Here is a 16,693-nt window from a genome sequence, read left to right as displayed (position 1 = left end):
GTCACATCATCATCAGGGCGATCACGAGGATCGCGACGACGGCCACCACGGCGACGATGCCGACGATCAGGCCGATACTGGGTCCGGACTTCTCCGGCTGCGCCTGGCTGGCGAAGTTCTGGAACTGGTGCGTCGTGCCTGCAGGATCCTGCGGTGTCTGCGACATGCCGAAGAGGGTAACGAACCCTTCCGCCCGAGTCGGACCATTTCACCACGAGAGCAACCCGAGTCACCCACCCCGAGGGGCCGGGCGTTGCGAGAGTCGCCCCCTGTGAGACCGTGGCCGCGCTTTCCGCGGCCCTGCCTCCGCCTGCCCTTGAGCGGAGAGTGTGGGATTCGAACCCACGAGGACTGTCCCCAGCCCTGGGCGCTTTCAAGGCGCCTGCACTAGTCCACTATGCGAACTCTCCAGGTGACCGCCTGGCGGCGGTCATCGCCCACGATAGCGGGCGGGGGCGGCTGCGTTCGACCGCATATGACGACCGCCTCTAGGGGACGCGGTAGCCGGCGATGGACGGCCAGCGCACCGTGAGCACCACCGACTCCTCCTCGGCCTCCCATGAGTGGTCGACGCCGCGTCCCCACACCACGTAGTCGCCCTGCTCGGCGAGGACGACGTCGCGGCCGGGGAACTCCAGCCGGAAGCGGCCGCTGATCAGCACGAGCAGGGCGGTGCGCTTCTCGCCGTCCGTCCACGCGGCGCGGCGCTCGCCCTTCGGGTGCACGCCCCACTTGATCTCGACCTCGGCGCTGTGCCGCAGGTCGCCCGGCGTCTTGAAATGCCCGAGCAGCCAGCCGCGGTCGGCGGCCGCGTCCGGCGCCGCCCTCCCCACGTACACACCGTCGTCATCCGTCACAGATGGCAACCGTAGCCGAGGTCAGGACTGCGGGCGCTGGAAGGCGAAGCCGTCGCCCACCACGGCGGCGAGCGTCAGATACGCCTCGCGGGTCGCGGGGGCGAGCTGCTCCAGCTCGACCTCGGCGCCCTCCTCCAGGTGGTCGTCGTAGGGGATGCGGACGACGGCGCGGCAGCGGCTCTCGAAGTGGGCCTGGAGCTTGTCCAGGTCGACCTGGCTGCGGGTGCGGTTGCGGACCATCGACAGGACGACGACGCCGTTGCGGACCAGGTGGCCGTGGTCGTGCGCCTCCAGCCAGTCGAGGGTCGCGCTCGCGGACCGGGCGCCGTCCACCGACGGGGAGCTGACCAGGACGAGCTGGTCGGCCAGGCTCAGCACGCCCGCCATCGCCGAGTGCAGCAGCCCGGTGCCGCAGTCGGTGATGCAGACCGAGTAGTACTGCTCCAGGACGACGGCGACGGCCGCGTAGTCCTCGGCGCTGAACGCCTCGCTGACCGCCGGGTCGCGGTCGGACGCGAGGATCTCCAGGCGCGCCTCGTTCTGCGAGGTGAACGCGCGGACGTCGGCGTAGCGGTGGATCTGGTCGCGGTTGTTGAGCAGGTCGCGGACGGTCGCGGCGGTCTCCAGCCTGACCTTGTCCGACAGCGTCCCGCGGTCGGGGTTCGCGTCCACCGCGATGACGCGGTCGCCGCGCAGCGATCCCAGCATCGAGCCGAGGCCGGTGGTCGTGGTCGTCTTGCCGACGCCGCCCTTCAGCGACATGACGGCCACCCGGTGGTGGCCGCCCGCCACGGCGGTGCGCGCCCGTCCGATCAGGTCCTTGCGGCGCAGGTCGACCTGCGACTCGCCCGGATGGATGCTGCCCGCGGTCGCCTTGTAGACCGCGCGCCGCCAGCCGGACGAGGGCGCGATGCGGCGCTCGCCGAGCAGGTTCTCGGAGCTGAGGCTGTCGGCGCTCTGCGGCTCCTGCTGCTGGGGCCCCGCGGGGTGGCCCGGCTGCATCATCTGGCCGAGCGCCTGCGGGTACTGCCCCTCCCCCTGCGGCGGCCCGGCCGGATACCCGTAGCCCTGCGGCGGGTACGGCTGCCCGGCGCCCGGGGCGGCGGGGGACGCGTAAGGCTGCCCGGTGTTCGGGTCCACCGGCGGGTACGGCAGGCCGCCCGCGGCCGGGTCCGGTGCGTAGGGCTGGCCCGTGGCGGGGTCCATCGGGGGATACGGCTGGCCGCCCGCGGTCGGGTCCGGCTGGAACGGCTGCCCGGTGTTCGGGTCGAACGCCGGGAACTGCTGACCCGCGGCGTTCGGGTCGAGCGCGTACGGCTGCCGGGTGTTCGGGTCGACCGGCGGGTACGGCAGGCCGCCGGCGTTGGGGTCCGGCGCGTACGGCCCGCCGGTGCTCGGGTCCGTCGGAGGGAACTGTGCCGCGTCCGCGCCCGGGCCGAACAGGAAGGGCTGCGCCATGTTCGGGTCCGGCGCGTACGGTTGGCCCGTGCCGGGGTCGACCGGCGGGTACGGCTGGCCGCCCGGCGCGTTCGGACCCGGCTGGAACGGCTGGCCGGCCGGCGCGTTCGGACCGGGCGGGATCGGCTGACCGGTGCCCGGGTCGACCGGGAGGAACTGCTGGTCGCCCGCATTCGGGTCGGGCGCGTAAGGCTGACCCGTGGCGGGCTCCGCGGGCGGGTAGGGCTGGGCGCCCGCACCGGGGTCGTACGGCTGGCCGGTGGTCGGCTCCACCGGCGGGTAGGGCTGGCCGGGGGCGTTCGGGTCGAGGGCGAGGGGGTGGCCCGTAGCCGGGTCGAGGGGGACGTACGGGCGGCCCGAGGCGTCGGTGTCCTGCGGGTAGGGCCGGCCCGTCGCGGGGTCGACCGGCTGGTAGACCTGGCCGGGCGCGTCCTGACGGCCGAACTGGTCGGACGGGTAGGGCGGAAGCTGGTCGAGGGGCGGGGCCGCGTTGCCGTTGGCGTCGTACGGGGACGGCTGGGGCTGGTAGCCGCCCGCCGCGTACGGGGGCGGGAGCATCCCGCCGTCGAACGGCTGCGGCATCGGGCCGCCCTCGTAGGGCGCCGGCTGCGGCGGGCCGAAGCTCTCCGGAGGGTCCTGGTAGGCGGGGGGCGCCGCGAGCCAGGACTCGGCGTTCAGGCCGGGCGGCTCCGCGGGGGCGGGCGGCGCGTCCTCCTGCTCCTCGGGCCCCTGCGGCGGCTGCGCGCCCTCGGGAGCGGGGGACGGTCCCGTCGTGTCACCGCTCATCGCGTCCAGAGAGGCCAGCCGCTCCTCCAGTGAGCGCCCGTCGTGCTCGTTCCTCGCCACCGTTTTCCCCCTCGGGCACGCCTCTGATGATCCACACGGTGCAGGCGGGCAAAAAGACCCCCACGCAGGATACCGGTGCGTCAATACCGGGCATCCCACGCGTAGATCGGCCTTGCCGCGACGGCCCCCGGGGGGCGGGGGACGCCTTGGAGGCGCCCGGTAGCGTGAACGGTATGCATGCGATCGTGATTCGCGAGCCGGGCGACGCGGACGTCCTGGAGTGGAGGCCGGTGCCGGATCCGGAGCCGAAGCCGGGCGAGGTGCTGATCGACGTGGCGGCGAGCGCCGTCAACCGCGCCGACGTCATGCAACGCAAGGGCTTCTATCCGCCGCCGCAGGACGCGCCCCCGTACCCGGGCCTTGAGGTGTCCGGCCGGATCGCCGAGCTGGGCGAGGGCGTGACCGGCCCGGGCGTCGGCGACGAGGTGTGCGCGCTGCTCGGCGGCGGAGGCTACGCCGAACGGGTCGCGGTCCCCGCCTCGCAGGTGCTGCCGGTGCCGCGCGGCGTGGACGTCGTGGAGGCGGCCGGGCTCCCGGAGGTCGCCTGCACGGTGTGGTCGAACGTGGCCATGCTGGCCGGCCTGCGCGAGGGCGAGACGCTGCTCGTCCACGGCGGCGGCAGCGGCATCGGGACGTTCGCCATCCAGCTCGCCAAGGCGCGCGGGGCGCGCGTGGTGACGACGGTGGGCAGCCCGGAGAAGGCCGAGCGGTGCCGGGAGCTGGGCGCGGACGTCACCGTGAACTACCGCGAGGACGACTTCGTCGAGAGCGGCCCCTACGACGTGATCCTCGACCTCGTCGGCGCCAAGTACCTGAAGCGCAACGTGGACGCCCTCGCCACCGGCGGGCGGCTGATGGTGATCGGACTTCAGGGCGGCGCGAAGGCGGAGCTGGACATCGGCATGCTGCTGCGCAAGCGGGCGCTGGTGCACGCCACGACTTTGCGGGCCCGTCCGTTGGAGGAGAAGGCGGGGATCGTGGCCGGCGTCCGGGAGCACGTGTGGCCGCTCCTGGAGTCGGGACGGATCCGGACGGTCGTCGACCGGCGGATCCCCATGGCGGAGGCGTCCCGCGCGCATGAGTTGATGGAACAGAGCGGTCATGTCGGCAAGATCCTGCTGACCGTGTGAGGATGTGGAGTTTATGAGCGAGCCTTCGAAGAAGCAGTCGGAAGAGCCCCAGGTGCTCGTCCTAGGCCCGAACGGCATCACCGTCGAGGGCGGCGGCGAGGGCGAGACCGAGGGCAAGTCGGTGACCGAGATGGTCGAGCAGCCGGCGAAGGTCATGCGGATCGGCGGGATGATCCGGCAACTGCTGGAGGAGGTCAAGGCCGCCCCGCTGGACGAGGCGAGCCGGGCCCGGCTGCGGGAGATCCACCAGTCGTCCATCAAGGAGCTGGAGGACGGCCTCGCGCCCGAGCTGGTCGCGGAGCTGGAGCGGCTGTCGCTGCCGTTCACCGAGGGCACGGTGCCGAGCGAGGCGGAGCTGCGGATCGCGCAGGCGCAGCTCGTCGGCTGGCTGGAGGGCCTGTTCCACGGCATCCAGACGACCCTGTTCGCCCAGCAGATGGCGGCGCGGGCGCAGCTGGAGCAGATGCGCCGCGCCCTCCCCGCGGGAATGGTGCCCCCCGGCGTCGAGGAGGACCCGAAGCCCGGGCCGCGCTCGTCCGGCCCCTACCTGTAGGACGCGCGACTCCGGCCGCACCCCGCAGCGGGTGCGGCCGCTCTATGGGAAGAGTCGCTCCAGGACCTCTGCCACGCCGTCGTCGTCGTTGCGGGACGTCTTGTGCGACACGGCGGCCAGCACGAGCGGGTGCGCGTTCGCGACCCCGTAGGACGTGCCCGCCCAGGTCAGCATCGGCAGGTCGTTGGGCATGTCGCCGAACGCGGTGACGTCCCCCGCCGTGATGCCGTGCTCGGTGCACAGGGCCGCCAGGGCGCTGGCCTTGGTGACGCCGAGCGCGCTCATCTCCAGCAGCCCCCGCCCGGAGGAGTGCGTCACGGTCACGAGGTCGCCGACGGCCTGGACCGCCTTTGCCGAGAGCGCGTCGGGGTCGGCGGCCGGGTGGAACGCGAGCAGCTTGGTTCCGCCCCGGCTGACCAGCTCGGCGTCGTCGGCGGGACGGCCGCCGAGCGCCGCCGCGTCCCACCGGCCGAGGTCGTAGCTGGCCTCGAACACGAAGCCGGTCGGGTACTCCACCGCGAAGCGCAGCTCGGGCACGACGCGGCGCAGCCGCCCGATCACCTCGGCGAGCACGTCCGGCGCGATCTCGTTGGCCTGCAGGACGGTCTCGGTGTGCAGGTCGTAGAGGACGGCGCCGTTGGCGCAGATCGCGACGCCGCGGTGGTCGACGGCCGCGGCGATCTCCGTCATCCAGCGCGGCGGCCGTCCGGTGACCATGACGAGCATCGACCCGGCCCGCTCGACCCGGGAGAGGGCGGCGACGGTCCGGGCGGAGATCGTGCCGTCGGAGCGCACGATCGTGCCGTCGAGGTCGGTGGCGATCACGCGCGGCGAGGACTCAGACATGTCACCTTCCTGGGCAGATGGGACACACCCTAGGCCAGGGGCATGACACACCCGGCTCCCGGCATCGCCCGAGAGCCCCGGGCGACGCGAACGGGACCCCGCCCCAAGCCGGGACGGGCCCCGCTTCACCGACGCTCAGCGCTTGACCGGCTCCAGGACCTCCAGGCCCAGGAACTTCTGCAGCGCCTTCGGGACGCGCACCGAGCCGTCGGCCTGCTGGTGGTTCTCCAGGATCGCGACCATCCAGCGCGTCGTCGCCAGCGTCCCGTTCAGGGTCGCCACCGGCTGGTTCCTGCCGTCGGCGTCGCGGTGCCGCACCGCCAGGCGCCGCGCCTGGAACTCGGTGCAGTTCGACGTCGAGGTGACCTCGCGGTAGGTGTTCTGCGTCGGCACCCACGCCTCGCAGTCGTACTTGCGGGCCGCGCTGGCGCCGAGGTCGCCCGCCGCCACGTCGATCACCCGGTACGGGATCTCGACCTTGGCGAGCATCTCCTTCTCCCACTCCAGCAGCCGCAGGTGCTCGGCGTGCGAGTCGGCCGGGTCGCAGTAGGAGAACATCTCCACCTTGTCGAACTGGTGGACGCGGATGATGCCGCGCGTGTCCTTGCCGTAGGAGCCGGCCTCGCGGCGGAAGCAGGACGACCACGCCACGTACCGCCGCGGCAGCTCGTCGACGATCTCGTTCATGTGGAACGCGGCGAGCGGCACCTCCGACGTCCCGACGAGGTACAGCTCTTCCTGCGGGAGCTGGTACACCTCGGCGGCGTGCGCGCCGAGGAACCCGGTGCCCTCCATCGCCTCCGGCTTCACCAGGACCGGCGGGTACATCGGCACGAACCCGCTCGCGACGGCCTGCTCCATGGCGAGGTTCAGCAGCGCGTACTGGAGCCGCGCGCCCACGCCCGTCAGGTAGTAGAACCGCGCGCCCGACACCTTCGCGCCGCGCTCCATGTCGATGGCGCCGAGGCTCTCGCCGAGCTCCAGGTGGTCCTTCGGCTCGAAGTCGAACGCGGTCGGCTCGCCGACGTGCTCCAGGACGACGAAGTCCTGCTCGCCGCCGGGCGGGGCGCCCTCCTCGATGAGGTTCGGGACGCCCTTGAGCAGTGCGTCGAGCTCCTCGCCGAGGCGGTCGGCCTCCGCCTCGCGCTCCTTGACCTGCTGCGCCAGCTCCTTGGCACGGGCCAGCAGCGCCTGCCGCTCGTCGCCCTGCGCCCTGGACACCGACTTGCCGAGACTCTTCTGCTCCGCCCTGAGCTGCTCGAACGAGGTCAGCGCGGAGCGGCGCCTCCCGTCCATGTCGAGCAGCCGGTCGACGACGGCGTCATCCTCACCGCGGGCGCGCTGCGAGGTGCGCAGCCGCTCGGGATCCTCTCGAAGAGCTCGCAGGTCAATCACAGACCCGAGGCTACCGGCCCGGCGCCCCCGTCCGCGCGCGAGTATCGGCGGTTCGCGCCCGCTGACGGACGCCATCGACGGACGCAGCTAACGGACGCCGCTAACGGACGCCGCTCGCCAGCAGCGCGTGCGCGGGCAGCGCGACCTTCCCGTCGCCGGCCGCGTAATCGGCGACGATCTCGTCGTAGGCGGCCTTGACGCGGGCGACGGTCGGCGCGTCCTGCCGCCCGACGACCACGCCGTTCGTGCCGACCCGGGCCAGCGCGCCCGTCTCCCACCACTCCTCGGGGTCGACGACGTGCTCCCAGGTCACCTCCTCGACCGCGACATCGGCGAAACCGGCCTCGGCGAGAAGCCGCGGGAACGCCACCGGCTCGCCGTACTCCAGGAACGGCGGCTCGGGGATGTCGTCCGGCCACGGCACGCCCGCCGCCTCGATCGCCTCCCGGACGACCGCGAGGGCGCCGCTGCCCGGCATCACCCAGCAGGTCACCGCCACCCGCCCGCCCTGCCGCAGCGCGCGCCGCAGCCGGACCAGCGCCCCGCCGGGGTCGCCCACGTGGTTGATGACGAAGTTGCCGGCGACCGCGCCGAACGTCCCGTCCTCGAAGGGGACCTCGGGCAGGACGGCGACCCGCACGTCCAGCCCGGGGACGTTCCGGCGCGCCGTCTCGGCCATGCCCGGCTCGGCGTCCATGGCCGACACCCGCGCGCCGCGCCGCACCGCCTCCCGCGAGACGAACCCGGGCCCGGTGCCGACGTCGAGCAGCCGCGTCCCGTCCGCCACCCCGGCCGCGTCCAGCAGCGGCTCGATCATGTACCGCGTGACGTGGGCGAACCCCCGCTCGTACGCGGGGGCCCGCCCGGCCCACAGCTCCCGCTCGTATAGATCGAAGTCCTTCGCCACGCCCGGCAGCCTACGTCAGCGGACGTCCACGGCGTCGCCCTGCGAAGTCGAGCCCAGGTAGCCCGAGGTCTCCTTGTAGACCGCCTTCCACGTGCCGTCCACGGACGCCTTGAACGTCTTGCTGAACCACCCGTTGGCGTCGGTCTTGGTAGCCGCCATCTGGGTCCAGGTCGAGGTACCGGCACGTTGGAAGTAGACGTACACGGGCGCGTTCGGCCCCGGACCCGCCACGTCCCGGAACCGGTAGAGCCGCCCCTTGACCGTGATGACCCCGCCCTTCTTCACGGGTTCGGGCGAGACGTTGAAGTCGTACCACTGCGTCCGGTACTTGACGTCGACGAAGTCGACGTTGCTGATGGCAGGCATGGTCAGATCGCTGCCCGGGTACCGGACGCGCCAGTACGCGTCCTTCGTCACAGGCGTCTCGGCGTTGAAATAGAAGTTCGCCGGACGGGCCAGGGTCTGGGTCGCCCAGACTTTCCACGTCTTCCCGTCCAGGGAGTACTCCAGGTACACCGGCAGGTTCGCGACGTTGGTGAAGTCGGGCCGGACGTCCAGTCGCCCGTGCACGACGATCGAGTCACGGTAGGCGAGCGGTTCCGGGAAGGCGTTGAAGCCGGTGATCTCGGAAGAGTTCCGGATGCTGACCGTTCCCAGGCTCACCTGGCTGCCGGTGAGGACATCGTTCTCCAGGACGCGGGCCGTCACCGTGCCCGACTTGCCGAGCTGCTGCCCGGCGACGAAGAAGGCACGGAAGGTGCCGTCGGCGGAGGTCTGGACCCGCGTGGTGCCTCCGGGGCCGTTGATCTCGTCCGGCACATCGACCTGGACCTCGGCGCCGGCCGCGGGAACGGGGCCGGTCGGGTCCTGCCGGAGGACCCTGCCTCGGATGGTCACCGCCGTGGACGGCACCACGGTCAACCCCGGCGCCAGCTGCGCCGTGATGGTCGTGGCCTGCTTGTCGAGCGTGACGCCGAGGGCCGGGCTGACATCGGTCGCGTCGGCGTGGGCGGTGCCGGGGACGACGAAGAGCGAGGCCGAGAGGGCGGCGGTTGCGAGCAGTGCTGATGGGCGACGCAAAGGGGAAACCTCTCCACTGAATACTGGTGTGGACCTTACGTCCAAGATCCACCACCGGACAGCCGCTGACCGTTAGCGGACATCCACGTAGTCGGCCGGCTGGTTGGAGCGCAGGTACGCGGCACTGCCCTTGTAGACCGCCGTCCAGTAGCCGTCCCTGGACGCCATGAACTTCTTGGCGAACCAGCCGTCGCTCGCCGTCTTCACCACCGCGACGCCGGTCCACTTCGAGGACCCCTTGGCCTTGAAGTAGATGGAGACCGGCGCGCCCGGGCCCGGCATTCCCGCGGGCATGTAGCGGTACAGCAGGCCCTTGACGGTGATCGCCGCGCCCTTCTTCACCGGCTCCGGGGAGGCGTTGAACTGGTGGACGTACGTCCTGTACCTCACGTCGACGTGGTCGGTGCTGCTGACAGAGGGCACCACGAGGTAGCCGTCGTCGTCGGGGACCCTTGCTCGCCAGTAGCCGTCACGCTCGGCCTTCACGTCGATGGCGAACCTGCCGTCGCCGCCGGGCGACTGCGCGGCCTTGTCCTTCCAGGTCGTCCCGTCGGTCGAGAACTGGAGCCGCACCGTGGCGCCGCCCGCGGGCGCCTTCGTCCCGTCCGCCCTCGTGAACATCACCGTGCCGGACGCCCGCAGGATGCCGCCCAGGCCGACCGGCTCGGGCGTCGCGTTGAAACCGCTGATGGAGGTCCGGTGCGTGACCTGACGGACGTCGGTGTGGGCGTACGCCATCTCGTATTCGCGGTAGTCGTCCGGGAAGTCGACCGGATCGTTCGCGAAGTCGATCGCCCAGGCGCCGTTCTCGACCACCAGGACCTGGACGCTGTAGTAACCGTCGGCGTCGGTGACCGGAGCGGCGATCGTCTTCCAGTCCGGGCTCGACGACCGACTGAACTGGAGATCGAGCCGTTTGCCCGCGAGCGGGCCCCAGGTGCCGTCGAGGTCCTGACGTTCGAGCCGGCCCGTCACGGGGACCTGCTCACCGACGAGCAGGCGGTCCGGGACGTTCATCGTCAGCCGGGTCTTGAGCCGCTGCTCGGCGATCGACGGCGAGCCCGCCGACGACAGGGCGCGGTCACCGGGCACCCGCAGGGGTGCCGCCGCGTGCGCGGGGGCCGCGGTGAGGGGGGAAGCCACGGCCAGGGCCGCGACGATGGCGAGCATTCGGCGCACGGGACGACCTCTCCACTATCACTGGTGTGAAGAGGACGTCCAAGATCCACAACCGGTTGTCGCCACGGCGGCCCCTGACGATCTCGGTTGCGTCACGCCCGGGAGGGCGCGGCCGCTACTTGTTCGCGTCCGCCCAGGCCTGGTCGAGGACCTGCGCGAACGTCCCCGCGGGCTGGGCGCCCGAGACGCCGTAGCGGCGGTCGATGACGAAGAAGGGCACGCCGGTCGCGCCGATGTCCCGCGCCGCGCGCTGCTCCGTCTCCACTTCCGAGGCGAACTTCCCGGACGCGAGCACGTCGCGCGCCTCGGCGGCGTCCAGGCCCGCCTCGGCCACGACGTCCACGAGGGTGTCCCGGTCGAACACCGGACGCTCGTCGGTGAAGTACGCCTTGAAAAGGGCTTCGACGACCGCGCCCTGCACGCCGCGCTGGCCCGCGAGGTAGACGAGCCGGTGCGCGTCGGCGGTGTTGCCCGCCTGGCGGCCTTCGAGGTGGTACTCCAGGCCGGCCGCTGCGGCGCGCTCCTCCATCTCCCGGTTCTTCTCGACGGCCTCGGCGTGCGTCATGCCGTACTTCTCGGCCAGCATGTCGGCCACGTCGACCGTCTCGCCCTGCGGGAACGAGGGGTCGAGCTGGAACGCCCGGTGGACCACCTCGACCTGGTCCCGGTGCGCGAACCCTTCCAGAGCGTGCTCGAACTGCCGCTTGCCGAGGTAGCACCAGGGGCACACGACGTCGGTCCAGATCTCAACACGCACGGGGATACCTCTCTCAGGACGGTCTACCGTGCCAACGCGCCCCCGGCGCTTTTGATTTCCGGCCGCGGGCTCAGGCGCGGCCGGTGCGGATGCCGGTGATCCAGGCGGCGGCCTCGGTGAAGTCGGCGTCGTGGGTGCCGCGGCGGATCTCGGGACGGACCTGGTCGGCGCGGGTGTAGGAGCCGACGAAGCGGACGTCGGCGCAGACGCGGCGCAGCCCCATCATGGCCTCGCCGACGCGGGCGTCGACGACGTGGCCCTCGAAGTCCATCCAGAACAGGTAGGAGCCGAGGCCGGCACCGGTCGGGCGGGACTGGATCAGTGTGAGGTTGATGCCGCGGACCGAGAACTCGGTGAGGATCTCCAGCAGGGCGCCCGGGTGGTCCTCGCCGATGAACGCGACCACGGTCGTCTTGTCCATGCCGGTGGGCGGCGGCGGGGGGGAGGGACGGGTCAGGACGACGAAGCGGGTGACGGCGTCGGCGATGTCGTGGATGTCCTCCGCGAGGACCGACAGGCCGTAGCGGGCGGCCGCGAACGAGCCGGCGAGGGCGGCGTCGTAGTGGCCGTCGGCGACGTGCTGGGCGGCCTCGGCGTTGGAGGTGGCGGCGCGCCACTCGGCGTCCGGGACGTTCTCCATGAGCCAGCGGCGGCACTGCGGCTGCGCGATCGGGTGGGACGCGACGGTCTTGATGTCGTCCAGCGCCGTGCCGGGGCGGACGAGGAGCGCGAACGAGACCGGCAGGTGGATCTCGCCGACGATCTGGAGGGGCTCGCCGGTCGCCAGCTCGTCCAGCGTGGTGGGGACCGACCCCTCGACGGAGTTCTCCAGGGCGACGACGGCGGTGTCGACCTCGCCGCCGCGCAGGGCTTCGAGGGCGGCCGGGACGGTCGCGTAGGGGATGTGCTCGGCCCCGGCGGCGCCGGGCAGGGTGAGCAGCGCGGCCTCGGTGAAGGTGCCCCGCGGACCCAGGTAGGCGTAGCGCGCTGGCCTGTCGTCTGCGGTCACTGGGGTCCCCCGATAGGTGGTTTCGGCTGTGCGGAAGCCGTCTTGCGGCAAGGCGAGAAAGCCGAGTCTACCGTCCGGGACGCCGTCCCCTCAGGCGCCGGTCGGGCGCCCGTCCGGGCACCGCCTCAGGCGCGGGCCGTGGGGGTGCGGTCGCCGCCGCCGAAGTCGGGCAGCGGGTCGTCCATCGAGACGACGGGGCCCTTGCCGAGCCGGGCGGCCCGCAGGGCCTGGTTCTCCTCCGGGGAGAGCGTCTCGACGGCGTGCCCGCCCTGGACGGCCTTGGCGTAGGTCCGCGTCTCGGTCCGCCCGTTGATGGAGCTGACCACCACACCGTCCCCGACCGCGTTGATCAGCGCGAGGGAGAAGGACCGGTGGCCGGACATCTCCTTGAGAGCGTCGTAGTGGACGATCGCGAGGTCGCGCAGGGCGCGCTCGTCCACCTCGCCGCTCGCGACCTGGAGCTGGCGCCTCAGCATTTCCCCGCACTCGTCGACGACCTGGTTGACCCGGTTGTGCGCGACCACCGCGATGGAGAGCCCCGCAACCCCGGCGACCAGGCCGGCGACGGCCACCGCGACGAGCATCACGGGCCGAGCGTACCCATGCCGACCTGCCGTTGCGAAGGATCTCGGGGGTGGTTGTCCGAATCGAGCCGTTTCACCAGCCATGTACCGAGGACCACGATCGAGGCCAGCGCGGCGAGGCCGAACGAGTCGCGCAGCACCTGCCCCGCGAAAACCGTTACGGGGGAATGATCCGGGCCGATCAGACCGCGCGCCCACCACGGGACCGGGAACAGGAACAGCAGCCACAGGCCGAACGCGACGAGACATCTTCGCGTGTCACGCCCCTCACCCACCAAGGCCCCCAGTACCGCGATCATCCAGACAAGGTGATGGATCCACCCCACCGGGGACAGGACGACGGAGAGCAGCCCGACGATCGCGACCCCGGCGAGCAGGAGGCTGGAGGCGTCGGCGCCGGACGCCGCGTCGGCGGCGAGCGTCACCCGCCGCGCCCACCCGAAGCCGAACCAGGCGACGACCAGGGCGAGGGCCAGCCACACCACCGTCCGGGCCGGTCCCTCGTCCAGGACGCGGGCCACGATCCCCTGGATGGCCTGGTTGGTGGTGCCGTCGACCGCGCCCGTCCGGTCGCCGCCCTCCAGCAGCGCGCCGAACCAGTAGGCGGACGAGTCGGACGGCAGCAGCGCGAACCCGCCCAGCGTGGCGACCACGGCGGTCAGCACGGCGTTGGCCAGCGCGTCCCGCCGCCCGGTGACCAGGAAGTAGATCAGGAAGACGCCCGGCACCAGTTTGATCGCCAGGGCGAGGCCGACGAGCATGCCGCGCGGCCAGCGGGCGGTGCGGGCGCAGCAGTCGGCCAGGCACATGGCCAGCAGGAACAGCCCGACCTGCCCGAACCTGACCTGGTCGCGGACGGGGTCGAGCCACGTCATCGCCGCGACCAGGACGCCCGCGGTGAGCGGCGCCCAGCGTCCCGTCCGGCGGATGAGGTCGCGGAAGGCATAGCAGACGACGATCACCAGCGACAGGTAGATCAGCCCCGTCCACACCCACTGCGCCGCGCGCCACGGCAGGAGCGTGAACGGGACGGCCAGGGCCGCGGCGATCGGCGGGTAGGTGAAGGGGAGCAGCTGCGGCGGCTGCGTGAGGAAGTCGTACAGGGGCGCGCCGCGCAGCACCGCCAGCCCGCCCTCCCGGTAGACCTCCAGATCGACGAGCCGCTGGTCGGGCTGGTTGCCGAGCCACTGGTGGACGATCGGCACGGCGGCGGCCACGGCGACGGCGATCCCGGCGAGCAGGACCAGCAGGTCGCGGGCGCCCCGCCGGGCGGGGGCGCCGGAAGCCTCGCCGGGGGAGTCGCGGGCATCCCGCGCCATCAGACCGTCCACAGCCCGCAGGATATGGCCCCTGCCCGGTGGTGGGGCTCTTGTAACCTGAACGCCATGACGTCCCGGGGAACGAAGATCGCCATGTTCCTCGCGACCCTCGCGGCGGCGCTCGCGGCCGTTGCCGGGCCGGCGGCGGCGCACGCCTCCCCCGCGGCCCCCGCCGAGCGGGCCGTCACGGGCCGCGTGGTGATCATCGGGGTGCCGGCGCTGATGTGGACCGACGTCACCCGCGAGAACACCCCGGCGCTGTGGGGGCTGACCTCGCAGGGCTCCGCCGCGGGCCTCAGCGTCCGCACCACCCGCGTCATCACCTGCCCGACCGACGGCTGGCTGACCCTGTCGGCGGGGCAGCGGTCGCGGCTGGCGCACGGCGACTGCGCGCTGCCGTCCACGCCGGTCCTGCCCGGCCAGACCTCCCCCGCCGGCCCGCCGCCCGAAGGCGGCGCCGTCGCCGCCGGCTGGCCCGCGATCAAAAGCGACAACGCCGGCACCAACTACCACGCGCGGATCGGGCTGCTCGGCGACGAGGTCCACCGGGCGGGCGGCTGCACGATGGCGGTCGGGCCCGGCGCGGTGTTCGGCACCGCCGACGGCGCCGGCCGGGTCGACCGCTACGTCGCCTCGCCCGACAAGGCCACCGCCGCCGACTGGGCGCGCTGCCCGCTCGCCGCGGTCGACGTGGACGACCTCTTCCGCGCCTACATCACCGCGGGCGTCGACCCGCACGGCGACCAGGTCCCGCTGTCGGACGAGGTCCGCGCCGCCGCCGCGAAGGCCGCCGACCGCCGCGTCGCGCAGGTCGTCACCGGGCTCCCGGAGGGGACCACCGTGCTGGTCGCGGGCCTGTCCGACACCGGCGTCAACCCGCACCTGCGCGTGGCCGTCGCCAAGGGCGCCGCCTACGGGCCCGGCTACATGACCTCCAGCGCCACCCGGCAGGACGGGCTGGTCACGCTGACCGACCTCACCGCGACGACGCTGAAGCTGCTCGGGGTGAAGCAGCCCAAGCAGGCCGTCGGGTCGGCGTGGCGGTCGCAGCCGTCCACCTCGTCCACGCACGACCGGGTCGACGCGCTCATGGACGAGGACGTCGCGGCGCAGGCGATCCGGGCCGTCCAGACGTCGTTCTACTGGGTGCTGTTCGCGGTGCAGCTCGTCCTGTACGGGATCGCCGTGGTCGCGCTGCGGCGCCTCGGCGGCGACCGCCACTCGCGGGCGCGGATCCTCGGCGGCACCCGGGTGATCGCGCTGCTCGGCGGCGCGGCGCCCGGCGCGTCGTTCCTCGCCGGGCTGCTGCCGTGGTGGCGGGCCGAGCACCCGACGCCCGTCCTGATCTGCACCGTGCTGGGCTTCGCCGGGCTGCTGACGGGCGTGGCGCTCGCCGGGCCGTGGCGCCGCTCCCCCGTCGTCCCCGGCCTGGTGATCACCGGGGTGACGGCGCTCGTCCTCGCGCTGGACGTGATGACGGGCTCCTCCCTCCAGCTCAACACGCTGATGGGCTACACCGCCCTCGTCGCCGGACGGTTCTACGGCTTCGGCAACCAGGCGTTCTCGCTGTTCGCGGTGGCCGCGATCCTGACGGCGGCGTGGCTGACGGAGTACCCGCTGCGCAGGGGCAACAAGGCCGTCGCCGTCGCGATCGTGGCGGTGATCGGCGCGTTCACCGTCGCGGTGGACGGCCTGCCCGCGTTCGGCAGCGACTTCGGCGGCGTGCTGGCGATCGTCCCGGCGTTCGCGATGCTCGGCCTGATGGTCGCGGGCAAGCGCATGTCGCCGCTCAAGCTCGGCCTGTTCTTCCTGGCCGGCCTGGTGCTCGTGCTGTTCATCTCGTACCTGAACGCCCGGTCGGCGAACCCGACGCATCTCGGCCGGTTCTGGCAGGACCTCGTGGCCGGGGACGCGTGGGACGTCGTCAGCCGCAAGTTCGACGCGATGCTGAACAGCCTCGGGTACTGGCCCTACACGCTCGCGCTCGCCGCCGCCGTCGTGTTCCTGTTCTTCGTCCTGGCGCGGCCCACGCGGTGGCGGGTGTCGCTGCTGCAGGGCGCCTACGAGAAGAGCCTGACGATGCGCCCGGCGGTGATCTGCGCGCTGGCGGTCGGCGTCATCGGCACGCTGGTGAACGACTCGGGCGTGGTGATCCTGTCGGTGGCGTTCAGCCTGGCGACCCCGCTGATGCTCGCCGCGGGGCTCCGGTCGCTGGAGATCGACCTGAGGAACGCAGACACGCCGCCACCAGCGCCGTCAGGATCGCCAGAAGCGTCCACGGGACCACGGTCGGCCGAACGACGGTGAACAGCCACTCCAGGTCGTCCGGCAGCCGGATGCGGGCGGGCGCGCGGGCCGGGAGGTAGGCGAGGCTGAGCGCGGTGGTGTGGGCGAGCAGGATCCAGTCGATCCGCGTCCAGGGCAGCAGCGCCAGCAGCGCCCACCCGAACCCGTCGTACCAGGGCAGCGCGTAGGGCGCGGCGAGGAGCCACGCGAGGGCGATCGCGGCGGCGACGCGACGCTCCTCCGCGCCGGGCACGAGGGCGTCCTCCCGGGGCAGGGCCCGGACGAGCAGCAGGAGCAGCACCAGGCCGAGCAGCATCGCGCCCAGCTTGATGACGTCGCGCTGGGAGCCGCGGCCGAGCGACTCGTCCAGCAGATGCCAGGGGGTCGCGAAGGAGACCATGTTGCTGGCCTCGCGGACCTGGTCGAGCGCGTGCGGCCCGGCGAGCGCGTAGGACAGCGCCGTGACGGCCGCGCCCCCGGCGAACAG

At 72.7% G+C, this 16,693-nt stretch carries 15 protein-coding genes and 1 tRNA gene; 3 read left to right on the top strand and 13 right to left on the bottom strand.

The window, feature by feature from the left end; genetic code table 11:
- Position 1: 1 nt before the first annotated feature.
- From CHC11_RS41165 to CHC11_RS42500, 4 genes are all read right to left on the bottom strand, one after another.
- Complete coding sequence (locus CHC11_RS41165) at positions 2-166, bottom strand: hypothetical protein (protein ID WP_179278738.1); 165 nt, start codon at positions 164-166, stop codon at positions 2-4.
- A gap of 155 nt (positions 167-321) precedes the next feature.
- Positions 322-410: transfer RNA gene (locus CHC11_RS08205), tRNA-Ser, on the bottom strand.
- Positions 411-488: 78 nt separating this feature from the next.
- Complete coding sequence (locus CHC11_RS08200) at positions 489-857, bottom strand: cupin domain-containing protein (protein ID WP_089310945.1); 369 nt, start codon at positions 855-857, stop codon at positions 489-491.
- Positions 858-878: 21 nt separating this feature from the next.
- Positions 879-3,161, bottom strand: a complete 2,283-nt coding sequence (locus tag CHC11_RS42500; RefSeq protein WP_245918894.1) for a MinD/ParA family ATP-binding protein — start codon at positions 3,159-3,161, stop codon at positions 879-881.
- A 173-nt stretch (positions 3,162-3,334) separates the two neighbouring features.
- Here CHC11_RS42500 and CHC11_RS08190 point away from each other — a divergent pair, with 173 nt between their 5' ends.
- Both CHC11_RS08190 and CHC11_RS08185 read left to right on the top strand, forming a co-directional pair.
- Positions 3,335-4,291, top strand: coding sequence for an NAD(P)H-quinone oxidoreductase (locus CHC11_RS08190; RefSeq protein ID WP_089310944.1), 957 nt, complete (start codon positions 3,335-3,337; stop codon positions 4,289-4,291).
- A gap of 13 nt (positions 4,292-4,304) precedes the next feature.
- Positions 4,305-4,844, top strand: coding sequence for a bacterial proteasome activator family protein (locus CHC11_RS08185; RefSeq protein WP_089310943.1), 540 nt, complete (start codon positions 4,305-4,307; stop codon positions 4,842-4,844).
- Positions 4,845-4,886: 42 nt separating this feature from the next.
- Here the strand turns inward: CHC11_RS08185 and CHC11_RS08180 are convergent, their stop codons facing one another.
- The 9 genes from CHC11_RS08180 to CHC11_RS08140 form a co-directional block, all read right to left on the bottom strand.
- Complete coding sequence (locus CHC11_RS08180) at positions 4,887-5,690, bottom strand: HAD family hydrolase (protein ID WP_089310942.1); 804 nt, start codon at positions 5,688-5,690, stop codon at positions 4,887-4,889.
- 135 nt (positions 5,691-5,825) lie between these two features.
- Positions 5,826-7,085, bottom strand: a complete 1,260-nt coding sequence (gene serS, locus CHC11_RS08175) for a serine--tRNA ligase (RefSeq protein WP_089310941.1) — start codon at positions 7,083-7,085, stop codon at positions 5,826-5,828.
- Positions 7,086-7,185: 100 nt separating this feature from the next.
- Entirely contained in the window at positions 7,186-7,992 is an 807-nt protein-coding gene (locus CHC11_RS08170; protein ID WP_089310940.1) for a class I SAM-dependent methyltransferase, read from the bottom strand.
- 15 nt (positions 7,993-8,007) lie between these two features.
- Positions 8,008-9,072 carry a hypothetical protein gene (locus tag CHC11_RS08165; protein ID WP_089310939.1) on the bottom strand — a complete coding sequence of 355 codons (1,065 nt, stop codon included), beginning with the start codon at positions 9,070-9,072 and terminating at the stop codon, positions 8,008-8,010.
- A gap of 72 nt (positions 9,073-9,144) precedes the next feature.
- On the bottom strand, positions 9,145-10,242 hold the full coding sequence (locus tag CHC11_RS08160) for a hypothetical protein (RefSeq protein WP_089310938.1): 1,098 nt from the start codon (positions 10,240-10,242) through the stop codon (positions 9,145-9,147).
- Positions 10,243-10,366: 124 nt separating this feature from the next.
- Positions 10,367-11,008 carry a DsbA family oxidoreductase gene (locus CHC11_RS08155; RefSeq protein ID WP_089310937.1) on the bottom strand — a complete coding sequence of 214 codons (642 nt, stop codon included), beginning with the start codon at positions 11,006-11,008 and terminating at the stop codon, positions 10,367-10,369.
- Positions 11,009-11,078: 70 nt separating this feature from the next.
- Positions 11,079-12,017 (bottom strand): prephenate dehydratase, encoded by a 939-nt coding sequence (gene pheA / locus CHC11_RS08150; protein ID WP_089310936.1) that lies wholly within the window; start codon positions 12,015-12,017, stop codon positions 11,079-11,081.
- Between the two features lie 125 nt (positions 12,018-12,142).
- Positions 12,143-12,601 (bottom strand): DUF4446 family protein, encoded by a 459-nt coding sequence (locus tag CHC11_RS08145; protein WP_089310935.1) that lies wholly within the window; start codon positions 12,599-12,601, stop codon positions 12,143-12,145.
- Positions 12,601-13,932, bottom strand: a complete 1,332-nt coding sequence (locus CHC11_RS08140) for a glycosyltransferase 87 family protein (RefSeq protein ID WP_245918892.1) — start codon at positions 13,930-13,932, stop codon at positions 12,601-12,603. Before CHC11_RS08140 ends, CHC11_RS08145 begins: the two co-directional genes overlap by 1 nt.
- A 54-nt stretch (positions 13,933-13,986) precedes the next feature.
- On the opposite strand from CHC11_RS08140, the gene CHC11_RS42495 reads away from it, so the two are divergent.
- Positions 13,987-16,227, top strand: a complete 2,241-nt coding sequence (locus CHC11_RS42495) for a hypothetical protein (protein WP_143226966.1) — start codon at positions 13,987-13,989, stop codon at positions 16,225-16,227.
- The last annotated feature ends 466 nt before the right edge of the window (positions 16,228-16,693 follow it).

This window comes from Actinomadura mexicana (assembly GCF_900188105.1).
Classification (GTDB): Bacteria; Actinomycetota; Actinomycetes; order Streptosporangiales; family Streptosporangiaceae; genus Spirillospora; species Spirillospora mexicana.
The sequence above is the reverse complement of the archived record's forward strand: the minus strand, read 5'-3'. Positions and strand labels throughout refer to the sequence as shown.